Origin of the sequence: Methanobrevibacter millerae, from assembly GCF_001477655.1 — an archaeon.
In the GTDB taxonomy this organism is placed as follows: Archaea; Methanobacteriota; Methanobacteria; order Methanobacteriales; family Methanobacteriaceae; genus Methanocatella; species Methanocatella millerae_A.
The window spans coordinates 161,720-181,905 of record NZ_CP011266.1 but is presented as its reverse complement, the minus strand read 5'-3'; the positions used below and the strand labels follow the sequence as shown (position 1 = coordinate 181,905).

Sequence of the window (20,186 nt, the reverse complement as noted above, 5' to 3'; positions counted from 1 at the left end):
AACTTAAATGGGTTTTTTCTACCAGTGCATCTTTTTGAAAAGTAATCTCTATGTCACAAGAAAAGGTAATAACAAAAACATGACAAAACAAAAATTTAAAAAACAAACCTAAAAATAATTAAAAATAATAAAACAAGTACCAAAATAATAAAACAACAAATCAATAATTAGATATTAAAAAATAAAAAAGGGTTGAGAATATTAATCTCAACCAGAAATAGTTATTGTGTTTGCAACATTAATACCATTATAACTAGAAGTAATGATATATTTACCAACCGGCAAGTTAATATTTAAGATAGCCTGACCATTAGCATCAGATACCCTATTATAGAACACACCATTCACATTAAACTGAACAGTCTGACCGGCATACGGTTTACCCTGACCATCAAGGACTGAAGCAACAAATTTAGTTCCATCACGATATCTCATTGAAATATCCCTAGCAGAAAGGGTAGGTAAAACCTTAACTTTATTTGAAACCTTACAACCAGCATACTCTGCAGTGATTATATAATCACCAGGTCCCAAGTTCAAATTAAGTTTAACAACACCAGAAGCATCAGTAGTACGAGTGTAGAAAACACCATTAATATTAAATGTTACTTCAACACCAGCACCAACAGCTTTACCATCATCACCAATAATCTTAGCAGTATATTGAGTCGCATTTCTATAGTACTTAGTAATATCCCTATTCTCAATAATTCTAGAAAATACAGTAACATTATTCGCCGCTTTTTCACCAGTAACCGGATTAATAGCAGTAATAATATATTTACCCTCTATCAAGTTGATGTTCAATCTTGCAAGACCAAAATTACCAGATATTTTACGTTCATACATTACACCATTAATGTTGAAAGTAACAACAGTACCATCAGGAAGGTAGTTTCCTTGACTGTCACGGAAAGTAGCAAAGTACTGAGTACCATTCTTATAAACCTTGAAAACATCAGTACCATTAACAGATGGTAAAATAGTTACAACAGGATTGAAAGTCATCTTATCAACAACCACAGTAGCATTGTATACACCACTATTCAATCCAAGAGCAATACTGGCACTACCATTAGCATCAGTATTTCTTGTATAGTCCCTTCCATTAATAGAGAAAGATACAGACTTGTTAACAACAGGATTACCATCAAAGTCTTTAATAGTAACAACCAACCTTTCAGATCCATGATAATATTTAGTTACATCAGGAACTTCAATATTTAAATCCATAACAGTAACCTTATCAGAAACTTCTTTAGGACCATACTTGTCATCACCACTGTAGGTGACTTTAGCATCATAAGTACCGACAGGAACACCTTTAATAGGAATTACAGCCTTACCATCTTTAACAGGAGCAGTGAAAGTTTTACCACCAATAGTAGCAGTAACAGTACCAGTAGCATCCTTAGGCAACTCAACAACTAAATTTCCACCTTGTTTAACAGTATCATCAGCAATTTTAACACTAGGGTCTAATGCTTTAACATTAAAGCTAGTAGTGTTTGATTTAGCAGAGTATTTGTCATTACCAGGATAGGATGCTGTAACAGTGTAAGTTCCCTTAGCTAATCCTGAAACATCCAAAGTAGCCTTACCATTATTAATTGGAGCAGTGTAAGTTTTACCACCAACAACAATGGAAACACTACCAGTAGCATCACCAGGTAAAGTTACAGTAATAGTAGCTTTCTCACCAGCATTAATATCCTTAGCTGAAACAACAATTGAATAGTCATCAATGGTTTTAGCTTCAACATTAACATTAGCAGTTACATCCTTAGCATTATACTTAGAATCACCACTGTAAGACAACTTAGCAGGATACTTACCAGGAGCAATATCCTTAGTAGGAATAAGAGCCTTACCATCTTTCACAGGAACACTAATAGTCTTACCACCAATAGTAGCAGTCACAGTACCAGTAGCATCCTTAGGCAACTCAACAACTAAATCTTCACCCTGTTTAACACTATCATCAGCAACAGCAATACTTGGATCTAATGCTTTAACATTGAAACTAGTACTGTTGGATTTAGACAAGTATTTATCATTACCTGCATAAGTAACACTAACAGTGTAAGTTCCTTTAGTTAAACCTGAAACATCCAAAGTAGCCTTACCATTATTAATTGGAGCAGTGTAAGTTTTACCACCAACAACAATGGAAACACTACCAGTAGCATCACCAGGCAAAGTTACAGTAACAGTAGCCTTATCACCAACATTAATATCCTTAGCTGAAACAACAATTGAATAGTCGTCAGTTTGAACTTTAACATTTTGACTTAAATCACGAGCATTGTATTTGCCATCTCCACTGTATGTGAATTTAGCAGGATAAGCACCAGCAGGAACATCTTTAGTTGAAATAATAGCCTTACCATCTTTAACAGGAGCACTAATAGTTTTACCGCCAATAGTAGCAGTAACAGTACCAGTAGCATCATCAGGTAAAGTTATTACTAAGTTTTCACCTTTTTTAACTGTATTTTTATCTAAACTTATTTCAGGATCATATTTAACAACATTGAATGTAGTTGAATTAGATTTGGAAGTGTAAGTTTTATCACCAGGATATTTTACACTAACAGAGTGTTCACCTAATGCCAAACCAGGAACAACAACATTTGCAACACCATAGTTGATACTTGCATTATATTCAACACCGTCAACAGTGACAAATACAATACCAGAAGCATCATTAGGCAAGTTTACAGTAATAATTCCATCCTCACCAATGAAAATATCATTAGCAACAACGTTTAAGGAGTAGTTATCACTTTGCAAGTAAACTGTATCTTCAATGCTTACAGCAGCATACTTATCATCACCATTATAAGTGATTTCAACAGGATACTTACCAGCAGGAAGATTTTTAGTAGGAATAACAGCCTTACCATCTTTAACAGGAACAGTCATAGACTGACCACCACTAGATACAGTAACAGTACCAGTAGCATCATCAGGCAGTTCAATAACTAAGTTTTCTCCAGCAGGAATAACATCTTTAGCCAAGCTAATGTCAGCAGGAACAGCATCAGCATTGAATTTGCTGCTGTTAGTTAATGGATTATATTTATCATCACCAGGATAAGATACCTCAACAGTATTTTCTCCTTTAACAACATTGTCAACAACAACAGTAGCCTTACCATCTTTAACATTAACTTTTTGTTCTTTACCGTTTACACGAACAGTGATTTCACCATTAACATCTTCAGGCAAAGTAATTGTAAGTTCAGTACTTTCACCAGCAACAATTGAATCCTCATTTTCAATGACCATATTATAGTCACTGATTTTTGAAACGGCAATATCAACACTAGAAGTGTTTGCATTGTATTTACCATCACCAGAGTATACTACAACAGCATTATAAGTTCTATTTGCTAAACCAGGAACAGTAACATTAGTAATACCGCCAGTCACACGACCGATGTAATTGTCATCACCAATGGTTACAGTAACAGTACCAGTAGCATCATCAGGTAAAACAACACTGATTACTGCATCATCACCTACAAATATCGGACTGGTTGTAGGATCAAAAGCAACATCATTTTTAACAACTTCAATATCACATGAAGTAGTGTTCAAAGCATATTTTTTATCACCGGAGTAGGTAATATCAACAGTGTAGTTTCCATAAGCCAAATTAGGAATGCTGTAGGTTGCAACACCATCAACAATGGTATTGTTAATATAATTTTGACCATTAACGACAAAAATGACATCACCTGTAGCATCTTTAGGCAATGTTACAGTAACAAGGGCATCTTCGCCTACTTTAATGGTTACATTCTCAGCAACGACATCAACATAACTGCTTACAGCCTCAAAGCCACTTTGAGATTTAACAGCATTATATTTACCATCACCAAGATAAGTTGCATTTACATAATATAAACCTGCTTCACCAACAGGAACGCTGAATACCGCTTTACCATTTTCAACAGTAGCATTGTATTCAGTACCATTTACATTGAGAGTAACGTTTCCAGTAGCATCTTCAGGTAAGTTTACAACAATAGTTGCATTTTCACCAGCAGAAACACTGTCAGGAGCAGTGATTGAAATTTCAGGATCAATAGCCTCAACAGTAAAACCGACCGTAGTAGTTACATCATCATAATTATCGCTTTCGAATAAAACATTAGCAGTGTAGTCTCCAGCATCTAAAGGATTTAAAGTAACATCAACAGAATTTGCATTGTCAACATTTACAATATAACTATCATTTCCAACAGTAACAGTAACAGTACCGTTAACTTCTTCAGGGAAAGTAACAGTAATTATCTGACTTTCATTTGAGTTAATAGGATTTTGTGAAGCTTCAGCACTAATAGGATCTAATTGTTTTTTATTAACAGTTACAACAACAGTGGTTGAATTAGCAAGATGAATACTGCTTCCAGCATATTCAACAGTGTAAGTATGTTCACCACCAACAGTAGCTTCAAATTTGAAAGTAGCTTCACCACCAACACTATCATTTGTAGCAATTACATTTCCGTCCTCATCCTTAAGAACAACACTACCCACAGCACTATCAGGCAATTCAGCAATAATAGTTATTTCTTGACCCAAATAAACAGGAGAAGTGGATTCTGCAGTAATTGGAGTATCTTTTCCAACAGCCAAGAAAGTGGTTGAATTTTCAACACCATAATATTTATCATCACCTGTGAAACTAGCCTTAACTTCAACATCGCCAATAGTATCAATTGAAACATCATCAAATACAGCAATACCATCATTAATACTAGTAGGAGCATATTCCTTATTATTAACAACTATTTTAACAGTTCCTTTAACATCACTAGGCAATTTAACAGTAACAGTAGTCTTATCACCAGCAACACCGTCTTCAGCACTGACAATTAAAGTAGCGTTAATTTTAGCACCATCTTTAGTTATATCACCTGTAATATTGAACGGAGCATAATTGTCATCACCAGGATATGAAACAGTAAAGTTATTACCATCAGCATCAGTCAAATTATCCTTAGGAATAACAACCTTACCATCAGGACCAATAGGAACCTCAAAAGTCTTATTACCCACAGTAACAGTCACATTACCAGTAGCACCCTCAGGCATCTGAATCTCAATCTCAGACTTATTACCATCATTATCCAACTCAGCAGTGACATTTGCAGGAACATCCAGTTTTAAAACATTGAATACTGTGGAATTACTGTTAGCAAGATAATTGGCACTTTCAACATGTGAAACAACAACAGTATAATTACCTGCTTTTAATCCATCAACATTAAATACAGCAACACCATTTTCAGTAGTGTTAGTATAGTCAGTTCCATTAACATTAAGAGTAACTTCTCCAATTTCTTTAGGAACAGTTACAGTAATAGTAGCGGTTTTACCAACTTTAATATCACCAGCATCCATATCAATAGTTGAAGCTGCTTTAGCAACATTGAATTTTGTAGTATTTTCAACTACAGCATACTTATCACTACCAGTATAAACTGCTTTAACACTAGCATCACCAGCTTTATCCAATTTATCTGTAGTAAATACTGCTTTACCACCAACTAAATCCTTTTTACCAATACTATCATCATTGACAAATACTTCAACCTCACCGGTTGCATCTTCAGGTAAAGTTACAGTAATATTAGTAGTTTCACCAACAACACTGTCTTCAGCACTTACAACTAAAGTAGCGTTAATTTTAGCACCATCTTTAGTTATATCACCTGTAATATTGAACGGAGCATAATTGTCATCACCAGGATATGAAACAGTAAAGTTATTACCATCAGCATCAGTCAAATTATCCTTAGGAATAACAACCTTACCATCAGGACCAATAGGAACATCAAAAGTCTTATTACCCACAGTAACAGTCACATTACCAGTAGCACCCTCAGGCATCTGAATCTCAATCTCAGACTTATTACCCTCATCATCCAACTTAGCAGTGACATTAGGAACAATATTCTGTTTTTCACAAGCAAATGACTTTTGAGTTGAATTTCCTAAGTATTTGTCATCCTCAAGATATTTTGCATCAACAACATATGATCCATTGCCTAAACCGGAAACAGTAAATGTTGCAACACCATATTCAGTGACATTAGTATATTCCTTACCATCTACGGAAATAGTAATATTGCCGGTAGCACCACTGTCAACACTTACAGTAATAACAGCATCTTCACCAGCCTTAATATCACCAACATCAATGCTTATTGGATTATCCAATTTGGATACTTTAAATGAAGAGACATTAGATACTGAAGCATAGTTATCATCACCAGCGAAAACAGCACTTACATCATATTCACCAGCAGCCAAATCACGAATATTGACAGTAGCCTTACCATTAACAGGGGTAAGAATATAATTTTTACCATCAACAGTTACAGTAATCTTACCGGTAGCATCAACAGGAACACTAACAGTAATTGATTCTTTTTGACCAACAGTAATATCTTTAGGCAAGATATTTAAAGTCGCATTAAGTTTTTCAACAACAATACTAACAGCAGTAGAATTACCATTATATTTATCATCACCGGAATAACTTACAGCAGCAACATATTCATCTGCATCCAAATTAGGAATAGTTACTTTAGCAACACCCTTTTCAATAGTTGTAGTTGAATAATCCTGACCATTAACATTAACAGTCACAGTACCGGTAGCATCCTCTGGTAAAGTTACAGTAATTACAACATCTTCACCAACATTGATTTTAGCGTCAGTTGCTTCAATAGTAGAATTCATTTTGCTTGCAGTGAAAGTTTCTGTTTTATCAGATTTGATATACTTATCATCACCACTATAAGAAGCCTTAACTGTTAACGGACCTGATTTAGTAACAGGAACACTGAATACTGCAACACCATTATTAGTAGCGTTAGTATAATCTTTACCGTCAACAGTAATAGTAATATCTCCAGTAGCGTCTTTAGGTGCAGTTACTGTAATAGTAACATTATTTCCAGCAACAATATTGTCTGATGCAGTTATAGTTAAAGAAGACTCAACTTTAAATACTTCAACAGTGATTTTAGTTGAATTTCCATTAAATCTATCACTGCCATCATATACAACATCAGCATCATAAGTACCGTTAGCAAGACCAGTTATCTCAACATCAGCCACACCATTAGAAATAGTACCAACATATGAAGTTCCATCAACAGTAATAGTGACAACACCAACAGTATCCTTATTCAAGGTTACTTTTACAATGATTTTTTCATCAACTTTACCTGAAGCATCACTAGCCTCAATAGTTGTATTTAACTTAAGAATAGTGATTTCAGCACTAGTTGAATTAACATTATATCTATCATCACCGGAATATGACACATCAACAGTATAAGTTTTAGCAGCTAACTCACCAATATCAAATACTGCCTTACCACCATCAATAGTTTCAGTATAATCTTTACCACCAACATTAATAGTAATTGTACCGGTAACATCATCTAAAACACTGACAGTAATAACATTGTCTTCATCAACGCTGACACCAATGGTAGTATTCAATTTAGCAACATTAACAGAGTCTTCAAATGTAGCCTTATTATACTTAGCATCACCATCATATTGAATTTCAATTTTATAATCACCAGCCTGACTAGCAGGATACTCAAAAGTGACCTTACCATTGACAACATCTTTACCATCTTTTTCAACAGTTCCATTAGGATATGTTAACCAAAGATGAACTTCACCAGAAGCATCCTTAGGCAAAGTAACAGTAATAACAATAGTATCATCAACTTTTAAATTCTCAGTAATTGAAACATCCAATTTAGGATCAACACAAATTACCTCATAAGAAGCATTAGCGGTTGCAATTTCATAAGTATCATCATCTAATTCATACTCAACAGTAACATTATAATTACCTGCATCCAAACCGCCTTCCTCAAAGGTAACAAAGCGTTCGCCATCAATATTTCTTATAAATATATCATCACCAACAGTTACAGTCAAAGTACCTTTAGTATTTTCAGGTAAAGTTACAGTAATTTTTTGTGTTTCATTTGAATTGACAACAGATTTTTCAACACTAACACCAATCTCAACAGTTTTCTTTTTGACAGTTACAATAACACTAGTGGTGTTTTCATTATATTTATCATCACCAGAGTAGTATACAACAATAGTATGTTCACCTAATGTTAAATCATCAATAGTATAAGCGATTTCACCGCCAGCAACACTAGTATTTTCATATACATTATTACCGTCAACACTAATGGTTAAACTACCAGTAGCATCATCAGGCAAAGTCACACTAACAGTAACATTATCGCCAAGAGTAATCTCATGATTATCAACGATATCATCAATATTAACCGGAGCTTTTAAAACTTCATCCGCCGGAGCCGCATTTACAGGAGCAGCAACAACACCATCATTTCCAGCAACATCAACATCACCATCTTCAGCAACCGCATTTAATACCGGAACAGATAACGGTCTAACAGCATTTAATTTAGGAACTGCTGAAAAAGATAAAGGTGTATTGAGGTTATTATCACCTAATACACCAGAACCAGTATTAACATTGACTTTAATTTTAACATCAATTTTAATATCCGCATTTGTTTTGTTTACATGGAAAGTAGTCTTATTAGTAGCAGCATAATATCTGGAATCGCCATTAAATGTAGCAATCACTTCATAATCACCAAACTTATTAATAACAATATCATCAAATACCGCTTTACCATCCACAACATCCTTAGTGTAATTTTTACTATCAACAGTAATAGTTACACTACCTTGTGCGTTATCCATAACATTAACGATAATAACAGCATTTTCACCAGCAACAACATCGCCAGCTTCAACACTGATAGTAGGGTTTAATTTAGTTCCATCTTCAGTAATGTTTCCAGTAATATTCATAGGACCATACTTATCATCACCAGGATACATAACAGTAATATTATTACCATCAGCATCAGTCAAGTTATCCTTAGGAATAATTACTTTACCATCAACAATAGGAACCTCAAAGGTTTTGTTTCCAACATTAACAGTCACATTTCCGGTTGCATCTTCAGGCATGTCAATAACAATTTCAGATTTGTTACCATCATCAGTTAAATTAGCATCAACAACAGGAGTAACAGTTTCACGAGTCACATTAATTGAAATAGAGGTTGTGTTTTCACCATATTTACTATCACCATTATATTTAGCAGTGATTTCTTTAACACCACCAGTTAAATTGGAGACAGTGAACTTAGCAACACCATTATCAACATTTTCAGTGTAATCTTTACCACCAACAGTAATAGTAACACTACCGGTAGCCTGATCATTTACAGTTACAGTAATAACTGCATCTTCACCGACCTTAATGTCTTTAGCATCAATATCAACAGCAGTAGTTAACTTAGCAACATTGAATGTAGTTGAGTTACTGGATTCTAAGAAGAATGAATCTCCATCATATGAAGCATCCACATTAACCTCACCAGCAACATCAGCAAGCACACTAAATACAACTTTACCTTTAACGATTTCTTTAGTGTATTCTTTGCCGTTTACTTTAATTGTTACACTACCAGTAGCCTCATATGGAACAGTTACACTAATAGTAGCATTTTCACCAATTACAGTATTTTCAGCAACAATATTAATAGTTGCATTCAATTTAGAGCCTTCACCAGTAATAACACCTGAATATTCAACAGGTTCATATTTAGCATCACCAGCATGCTTAATAGTAAATTCATTACCTTCCACACCAGCTAATTGACTAGCAAGAATGACAGCAGTACCCTCGTCTTCATCAATAGTTAAACCATTAAATTCTTTATTACCTACGATAACATCCAGGGTACCAGTTAAATCATGTGGAACATAAATTTTCATATCAGATTTAGTTCCATCAACATTTAAATGAGCATTGATAGTAGGTGTGAACATAGCATGAGTAACTTCAAATGAATTAGTATCATCATTTAACTCACCATAGTAATCATCACCACTATAAGCAATATTAAGTACTTTTGAACCGATTGGTAAATCAAAAATTTCAAATGTTGCTTTACCACCTACAACATTAGCAGTGTCTTCAAATTCACTACCAATAGTTAATTTTACACTACCTGTTACATCACCAGGTAAATTTACAACAACAGCCATTTCTCCATATTTGATATCTTCCGCATCAACAGTAATTGTTGGAGTTAATTTAGCAACATCAATGACTTGAGTTTTTTCAACAGAATTATACTTAGCATCACCACTATAAATAGCAGTTAAATCATGCTGACCTGCAATTCCTAAAGTAGTGTTAAATACAGCTTTACCATCAACAATATCAGAAGTTAATTCAGCACCATTAAATTTAATAGTAATAGTACCAGTAGCATCAGTTTTATCGACACCAACAGTAATTACAACATCACCACGAGCAACAACATCACCATCAACAGAAATATCCAATTCTGTATTCAATCCATTTACTTTAAATGAAGCATTATCAGATCCAGCAGCATATTTATCATCACCAGCATAACTAGCAACAACGGTATATTCACCAGCACCTAAATTAGCAACTTTAACACTAGCAACACCATTAGATGGAGTTAGTTTATAATTCTTACCATTTACACTAACAACAACAGTACCAGTAACATCAGAAGGAACAGTTACACTAATACTTGCTTTTTCACCAGCATCAATATTACTAACATCAACTTTAATGTCTAATGCATTCTTATCAACAGTAATAGTCGCAGTTGTAGAATTAGCATTATATTTTCCGTTACCTGAGTAAGTTACATCAACATCATAATTACCTGATTCTAAATCAGAAACACTTAATTCAACAGGTTCACCAGCAACAACATCAATGGTTTCAGTTTTACCGTTAACAGTAATAGTAACAGTACCATTTGCATCAGCAGGTAAAACAACTTTAATAACAGCATTTTCACCTACTTTAATAGCAATATCATCAACACGTATAGTGGAGTTGACTTTATCGATATTTGTAGTAGTTGAATTAGCAGCAGTTAAGTATTTATCATTACCAGAGTATGATGCATTCACACTAAATTCACCGGAAACAGGAATTATTACATCACTGAATGTAGCAATACCATGTGCAATGTCAGTGGTTTCATAATCTTTACCGTTTACAGTAATAGTTACTTTACCGGTTGCATCAGCAGGTAAAATTACCAATACTTTAATTGGTTTATCAGCAACACCCTCATCAGCAAGAACAATAATACTTGGAGCTAATTTAACTTTACCATCACGAGTGACTTGAGCATTATTAACAAATGATTCGTATTTAGAATCACCAGCATAACTTATAACAATATCATTAGCTTCATTAACCAATCCTGAAACTTCAACAACAGCCTTAGCGCCATCAATAGGAGCAGAGTAATTAGCACTACCAACACTAATAATTACATTACCGCTAGCATCACTAAGATTGCCGACAGTAATATTAGCTTTATTATCATCACCAATCACAGTAGATGAAACAGTAGGAGCCAATACATATTTGCTTACAGCAAATTCAACAGTTGTAGAATTACCCACATATTTATCATCACCAGAATAACTAGCAACAACAGGATAATTACCTGAAACATCAATAGCATCTATAGTAAATTCAGCCTTATCATTATCAATAGTTTCAGTGTAATTTTTACCATTTACAGTAACAGTCACAGTACCGGTAGCGCCAGCAGGAACAGTTACAGTAACAGCAGCCTTAGCGCCAACATTAATATCATTAACAATGACACTTAATTCAGATGCTAACTTATCTACATTAAATACAGCACTAGTAGTGTTCATTACATACTTATCATTACCACCATAAGTTACTGTCACAGTGTGTTCGCCAGCAGGCAAATCATTAATAGTTAAAGTAGCCTGACCATTGTTGATTTCTTTAGAATAGTCAGTACCATCAACATTAATTGTTAAACTACCAGCAATATCATCAGGAACACTTACAACAATAACAGCAGCATCATTCACACTAATATCAGAAACATTAACATCAATAGGAGTTTCGTGTTTAGATACTTTAAATGTAGTATCTCCTTCAATTCCATTATATTTAGCATCACCAGAATAGATTACATTAACTTCATAATCGCCTTCACTCAATTTAGATACAGGTAAACTTACAACACCATCATTAACAGGAACAACATACTTTTTACCATTAATGAAAATAGTTACAGATCCACTAGCATCGTTAGCCAAAGTAACATCAACAACAGCATTATCACCAACATAAACATCATTAGCAACTACACTAATAGTAGTATTTGCCTTAAATGTTGAAATAACACCAGCAGTTGAAGCTTCATTATATTTAGCATCACCAGAATATTTTACATCAACAGTGTAATCGTCAAATAATCCAACAAGAACACTAAATACAGCTTTACCATTATTAACTGAAGTTGTGAACTCTTTACCATTAACTGTAATAGTTACAGTACCAGTAGCATCACTAGGAGTGTTTACAGTAATAGTAACATTTTTACCGATTTCAGCATTAGGAATTACAACATCAATAGTTGAGTTGACTTTTGCAGCAGCAAAAGTAGTAGTAAATGTATTATTCAAGTATTTAGCATCACCATTATAAGTTGCAACAACATTATAAACACCAGAAATAGTAGTAACAACATTAAACTCTGCAACACCATTTTTAATTTCAGCAACATACTCAGTACCATTTACATTAATAATAATAGCACCAGTAGCATCAACAGGCACACTAACAGTTACCTTATTATTCGCACCAGCATCAACATCACCAGCAACAATATCCATTACAGGCAACTTCTTGATAACTTTAAATACAGTTTTGTTTGAAACAGCACTATACTTACTATCACCATTATAAGTTGCAGTTACATTATAAGTACCATAAGCCAAATTAGGAATAGACAAAGTACCTACACCATTATTTAAAATAATAGCATAATTTTTACCACCAATATTAATTGAAACAACACCAGTAGCATCACGAGGTAAAGTTACAGTAATAACTCCATCATCACCAACATAAATTTCAGAAGCACTAACAACTAAACTAGTTTCAATATGAGTACCATCAACTGAAATAACACCACTGTATTCAGAATCAGTGTATTTATCATCACCAGGATAATATACAGTGAAATTGTTATCTCCATCTAACAAACCAGTGACTTTAATAACAGTCTGACCGCCTAACAATTTACCTGTGAATGTTTTATTATTAACACGAATAGATACAGTACCTTTTGCATCTTCAGGTAAAGTAACAGTTACATCAGATGAGTCATTGACAATAGGAGAACTGACAACATCAATTAAATAATCACTAACTTTATAAACTTCAATAATCACTGTATCATTACTTGATGCATATACCCCATTACCTAAATATTTAGCATTTACTTCATAAGTACCATTAGCTAAATTAGGAATAGAATAATAAGAAATTACATCAGTGACTTCTAAATGATATTTATCATTACCTGCAGTAATTAAAACAACACCTGTTGCACCTTCAGGCAATTCAATTTTAATAATAGCAACATCATCAACAAATATTTTTGATTTATCGACACTAACTTTAATATTAGAATCATGATATTTTACATTGATATCAAATACTTTAGTTACATTATTAAATTCATCATCACCATCATAAACAACCATCAAAGTATGAATACCTTCATTTAAAGCAGGTAAATAAATATTTCCTACATGATTTTCAATTAAAGCTTTTTGATCTTGAAGTTTACCATCAATATAAACTTTTAATTCACCTTCATTGAAATTAGCTTCCATTCCAATAACAGAACTTTCATTAGCCAATATTGTTGGAATATCAAATTCTAATTCAGAAGCCATCTTAGCTCTTACAAAGAAAAAGGTATCATTAGTTGAGCCTGAATAATAATCATCACCACTATAAATCACATCAACAGAGTATCTGCCATTCAACATATCATTATAGGTTAATACTTGTGCTTTTCCATTTTTAAGATTTACAGTATAATTCCTTGCATAATTAGTACCAAGAACAACTAAAGTGACAGTTCCATTACCTGACGCTTCGACGTTAATTAAAACATTATCTCCAACACGAATCTTATCCACATTTTCAATATCTACTTTTACACTTGAATCATGTTTTTCAACATCAATTGTAGTTAAAGCATTTAAAACTGTGTATTCATCATTACCCTCAAAAGTTAAAGAAACAGTGTGTTTTCCTGCACTAAGTCCAGGTAAAATTATAGTACCATTTCCAGTAGAATCTAAAGTAACATCATTTACATAAGTACCATCAATATAAACTTTAATTGGAGTATTTACAATATTACCAGTTACACCTAAAACAGATGAGTCATTAACTAAATAAATCGGACGGGTAGTATTGAAATCAACTTTAGATATGATGTTGGAAGGAGTTACATTTAAATTAAATACTCTTGATGATTTATTATAATCATCATTTCCAGAATAAATCACTTCAAGTTTATATAGGCCCGGATTAGGAATAGTAGTAATAGCCAAATTAGTTGGAAGAGTTAATTCTTTTATAAATACCGTATCGGTATCATTTGATATTTTAATTGTTAATTTTCCAGTAGCATCACCAGGCACATCAACTGAAAATACTAAATCAGAACCTGCGATAACAGGAACAGTAGATCCGTTAATGATTCTTTGTTCGTTCAATGATACATTTATATCATAATCGTAGTTTTTATCAATGAAGAACTCAGCTTGTGAGGAGTTTGCATTAAATTTCCTATCACCAATATATTTTGCATGAAGAACATGTGAGCCAGATTCAAAACCAGCATCTTCAATACGAACGACGTTAGTTGTTAAATTTGCATAAAGATATTGATTACCATCTACATCAACTAAAAGTAAACCAGAAATATTTTCATCCAAAGTAATTTCGATTATTGTTTTCTCACCGTGTTTTTTAGCATCAATATTAATATCAACAATAGTATCTTTTTTGATTACATTAAATGAAGTAGAATTAACTTCATATGCATAGGATATATCTCCAGCGAAAGAAGCAGTAACATAATACTCTCCTTCATCAATATCATTTATAACATATCCTTTACTTACATCAACTTCTTCTGTTTTACCATTTACAGAAATATTTACTTTTTTGACACCTGATGGAACAGTTACATTTATAACAATATTGTCTCCAACATAAATAATTTCAGGAGTAACAATTTCTAAATCAAATTCTGCAGGGTTAATTTCAATTGTTTTATTGACAATCCTGCCAAAATACTCAGTAGTACCTTCAAATTCAGCAACAGCGAGAGCACTACCAGTTGATTTAACTGTAATATCTTTAAATGAAGCAACACCATTATTTAAAGTTTGGGTATAAGTTTTACCTTCAAAAGTTAATTTAATAGTTTTACCATCAAAAATAGTTGGTAATGTTACATTTATATCAATCGGCAAGTTATATGAAGCAGGAGTATTTACAATTCCCATATCATAATTACTTACTTTGGTTGTATCGATAGTTCTTGTAGTGTTAAATGGATTATATTTATCATCACCCGCATAAGTAATATTAAATTCAAATACACCACCAGATGATGGAATAATAAGTTCAGCTAATCCATCTTCAATAGCCAAAGTATATTTTCTAGATTCGCCTATGATTTTTATTGTTCCGGAAACATCATCTTGAACATTTATAGTAAACATAATGTTTCTTTGATTATCAGCTACTAATTCAATATCATAATCAACATCCATTTTAGATACAGAAACATTAGTAGAATTACTATTACCCTGGAATGCATCATTTTGTAAGTATGAAGCATTTAAAACATGATTGCCTGATTTTAATCCGGAAACTGTGAATACTGCTTTACCATCTTCAGCAACAATAACTCCGTATTTATTTCCATCAATATATAAATAAATTGGATCATTTAATGTTTCATCCACATTTACAGTAACTAATAAATCATCCCCAACATTAATTGAAGATGCATTTAATGTAATTATAACATCACTTTTAAGACCATTTACATAGAATTTTTTAACTGCAACTGAACCTTGCAAGTCATTGTCACCACTATAAACAGCAACAATGTTATAAGCACCAATAGTTAAATTTGATACAGATAAATATCCTTTACCGTTAATAATTTCAACCTCATATCCAGAATCATTGTTTAATCCGAATACTTGTATTGAACCTCTAGCTTTTGTAGCAATATCAGTCATTGCAGAGCTAGAATAAATTGAGAACTCAATTTCAGCATCTTTACCGTACATTATATCAGAAACATCAATTCCAATATGAGCACCTGGACGTTCAATATAAAACATTGTATCCGCTGATGCAGAAGTATAATTTTGATCACCGGAATATTCACCAGTTAAATTATATGAACCTGCTTGAGGAGCAACAACTTTAAATGTTTTATTGCCTTCAGTAATATTAAATTCTAAAGTTTCAGCACCTAAACCTGAAACTGTAACTATACCAGTTGCATCATTTTGAATACGGATATAAATATATCCATCCTGTCCATAACCAATACTTGGAGCATCAATTAAGAAATTAGGATTACCTTGATATATTATAAATCCTGTTGTCTGATCACTTACTGTATCATCATAATTAGGATTTTGAGAAACATATGAAACAATGAGTCCTTCATAGGTTCCAACACCAAGTTTGGTAATTCCAACACGTGCACTACCATTTACCAATTCCTGAGTCCATTTTCTTGAACCATCAGGAAGACTTACTTCAATATAACCAATAGGTGGAACACCACCATAACGAGGAGTTACATTAACCAATACAGAAGCACTAGGGCCTGAACCATTATAATATCCATTAGCTGGTTCTATTTTAAAGTCAACAGGAACGGATGCTACAGTAAATTTATCAGTAGATATGATATTATTAAGATAATAATCATCACCTTCATAATAAACATCAAAGTAATGTTCACCGACAGTTAACGCATTAACATTTATAGTATATGTATCTTCAACACCATTTAACTCATATTTACCTACGATATTTGTATCATCGCCATCCATGTAAAGATATACGAAACCTTTTGGTTTATAATATTGATCACCAACAAGACCCTGTACTGAACCATTAACAGTAACATGACCATTGAAATAATATGCACCATTAGTTAGACTAGCTGTAATAGTAGGCCTATACTTAATAATATTAATTTTATCAAAAGATAATGTTTGAGGTTCACCAGATTTATAGTTATTATCACCAACAGGTGAATAATATACTTCAACACCTTGAGTATATGAACCTGGTTGAGCGCCAATTATATCAAGTGTGAATTCTGAATTTTCATCTAAAGTACCAGTTCCTTTAACACCACCAACTGTAACACTAACAGTACCAACAGGTTTTGAAGCAGTAGTAGGATAAATCACTTTACCAGTAACAGTAATCTTATCACCATACATACTATTATATGGAGTAGCTCTATATAATGTAACATTTACAGGACGTGGATTAACAGTTTGATATATTTTTTTAATTGAATCCTTATAATAATCATCACCATCATATTGAACTGTGAATTCTTTATTATTTCCAACATTTAAATTTCTTAAAGTTACTTCAAAATGACCTTCATCAGATTCTTTTAAATAATAAGAACCAGTTCTTTCTCCATCACTAACAGTTACCGTACCAGTAGCATAATGATCTCCAGCTTTAGCTATATCACCAATAATAGTTACATCATCCCAATATTCAATATAATTTTTATCGAAATATGGTGCGAAGTTTGGAGTAGCTTTAGATATTGTAAAAGAAGGTAATTGTTTTGAAGTAGCAATATAATTAACGATATTGCCGGATTTTATAGGGCTAGTTGAAAAAACCCAATCATTATAAGTACCGACAGTTAAATTATCAACCGTGAATGTTACAGTTCCATCAGCGGCAGTGACTCCATTAACATTTAATGAAGAACCCACACCTTTAACCTGAACATTACTTAAAGCATCCCCTTTTTGATTTTTAACTGTAACTTTTACTTTTTGTTTTCCAGGATATTCACTACTAACATTAGTTCTTTCAAGAGTAATTGCTGGAGTTCCGGCATTTGTTGTTACAGTAATAGTACTTGAGGCACTAGCATAATAATAAGTACTTTGTTCATAATACGCATAATATGAATGGGAACCAGCATTTGCACTAGTTGTTGGAATTTTAAAACTCCATGAACCAGAATTATCTGTTGATACGGAAGTATAATATGAATTATCCCTATATATTTTAACAGTTTTGGAAGAAGCAAACTTAGATACAATACCTCCCACAGTACCAGACAAAGTAACTGGAGAGTTAGATCCATACTCATAAGAAGTACCTGAAGCAGAGCATGTGGAAGTAGTAGAAATTAATGGTATAGTAACAGTTGAAGTAGGAGCGTCTTGACCATTGTGAACATCCCAACTTTGAGATTTATCATTTTTATAATTCATATGACAGAAATAAGTTATGGTATATTCTTGACCTGGAGTTAATCCTGCATCATTCATATAAAGATTCCAAGTCCAATAACCTTGACCATTTTTAATTTCTACACCCGCATATGATGTAGTTGATTTTTTAGAACCAATCTTAAAGTAACCCGGAGATTCGGAAATTGACCTTAGACTACCATGCGTAGATGTATGTAAATTACTTGTTAAATGAACGGAAACATAATTCCATGAAAGAGTATCAGTACCCCATGAATATGTCCAGGAATCTCCTAAAAGATCTTCATCACCAATACTTACACCAAGCAATGGTTCTTTTAAAACAATCCCCATTTCTTTTAAATCTTCGTCAGTCAAAATTACATTTTCATCATTACTTTCATTACTTGTATTTTCACCATTTGCTGAAACCGTTACAGCTTCATCATTAGAGGTAGTATTCTCAACACTTGTTGATTCAACAGCTGTTTGTTGAATCTCGACATTTTGATTTGAATTACTAATAGATATTACATCATCAGTGCTATTGTCTGCTGCAGATACGGCAGATAGACTAATAAATACACACAGGATTAATGCAAATATTATTAGCTTTCCCTTCGAGTTAATACACAAAACCCCCATAGTAATATAAAGTTTATTTAAATGTTGTAATTCACCAAGTAATATTACTAAATTGTTCTATTATCAATTATACTAACATAATTATTCGTATAAACTAAAACAATCATTAATTTCCCAATAAATCACATATTGCTATCTTATTCAAGATTATTTTTTTGCGTTAATGAAAAATAACGATAACAATAGTTTTTTTATGTTTTTTTAATTATATAAATATTTATAGTCAAAAATAGGCACTGTCAAAAAGTTAGTTGATTTTTTTGATTTTCATTCCAGTTTTTTTATTCTGTGAAGTATTTGATTAAATACACCTTTAATGTTGTGAATTTTTTCTTTTCTGATTTTGGTAATGTTATTTTCCTTGTAATTCCCCAATAGATTGTTTGTTTTTTCTAATTTATTGTAATATTCTTTATTTAAGTAATTTAAGTATTTTTTTATAGTTTAGAAAAAAGTTTCTTTTCAAATATTTTTTTCAGAATTTTAAAAAAATATTTTATTTCTTTTTTTAAGAATTCAGTATAATTCATTGATTCATCATATGATTTTTATTTGAATAATTCAAAAAATAAGTTTTTATATCCAGTTATTTGAGCTTTTTCTTCTTTAATTTCTTTTTCCACACATATTTCTATTTTGTACTCTAAGACAATACCACACACGTTCTACTCTAATCCATTGAACATCATAACCATAACAACCAGATAAATTCAAATCAAAATTAACATAAAATAAGTTATTAGTTAAAATTAATGATTTGCGAATAGTTTCATGAGATATATGAATGTTATTGAAAATTCCATGATATTTGGCAAGATTTCTAAGAGAAATATTATCCAATTCTTTTGATTTATTTGATTTAACAATAATATTTTTGTTAAAATATGAATAAGCACCATAATCCTCTAAAAATTCAGTTTGAGTTAATTTACCACAAGTTTTACATTATTTATTCTTATTTTTAAAAAATACTGAAGCATTATTTCAAGTGTAAATATTAACCAAACTACAGAAATACATGCAGTATA

General features: G+C 32.4%; 2 protein-coding genes. Both read right to left on the bottom strand.

Annotation, left to right across the window (positions count from 1 at the left end; genetic code table 11):
• Positions 1-207 precede the first annotated feature (207 nt).
• Entirely contained in the window at positions 208-19,149 is an 18,942-nt protein-coding gene (locus SM9_RS11805) for an Ig-like domain-containing protein (protein WP_198144390.1), read from the bottom strand.
• Between the two features lie 615 nt (positions 19,150-19,764).
• Positions 19,765-19,998 (bottom strand): hypothetical protein, encoded by a 234-nt coding sequence (locus SM9_RS11800; protein ID WP_157064614.1) that lies wholly within the window; start codon positions 19,996-19,998, stop codon positions 19,765-19,767.
• Between the last annotated feature and the right edge of the window lie 188 nt (positions 19,999-20,186).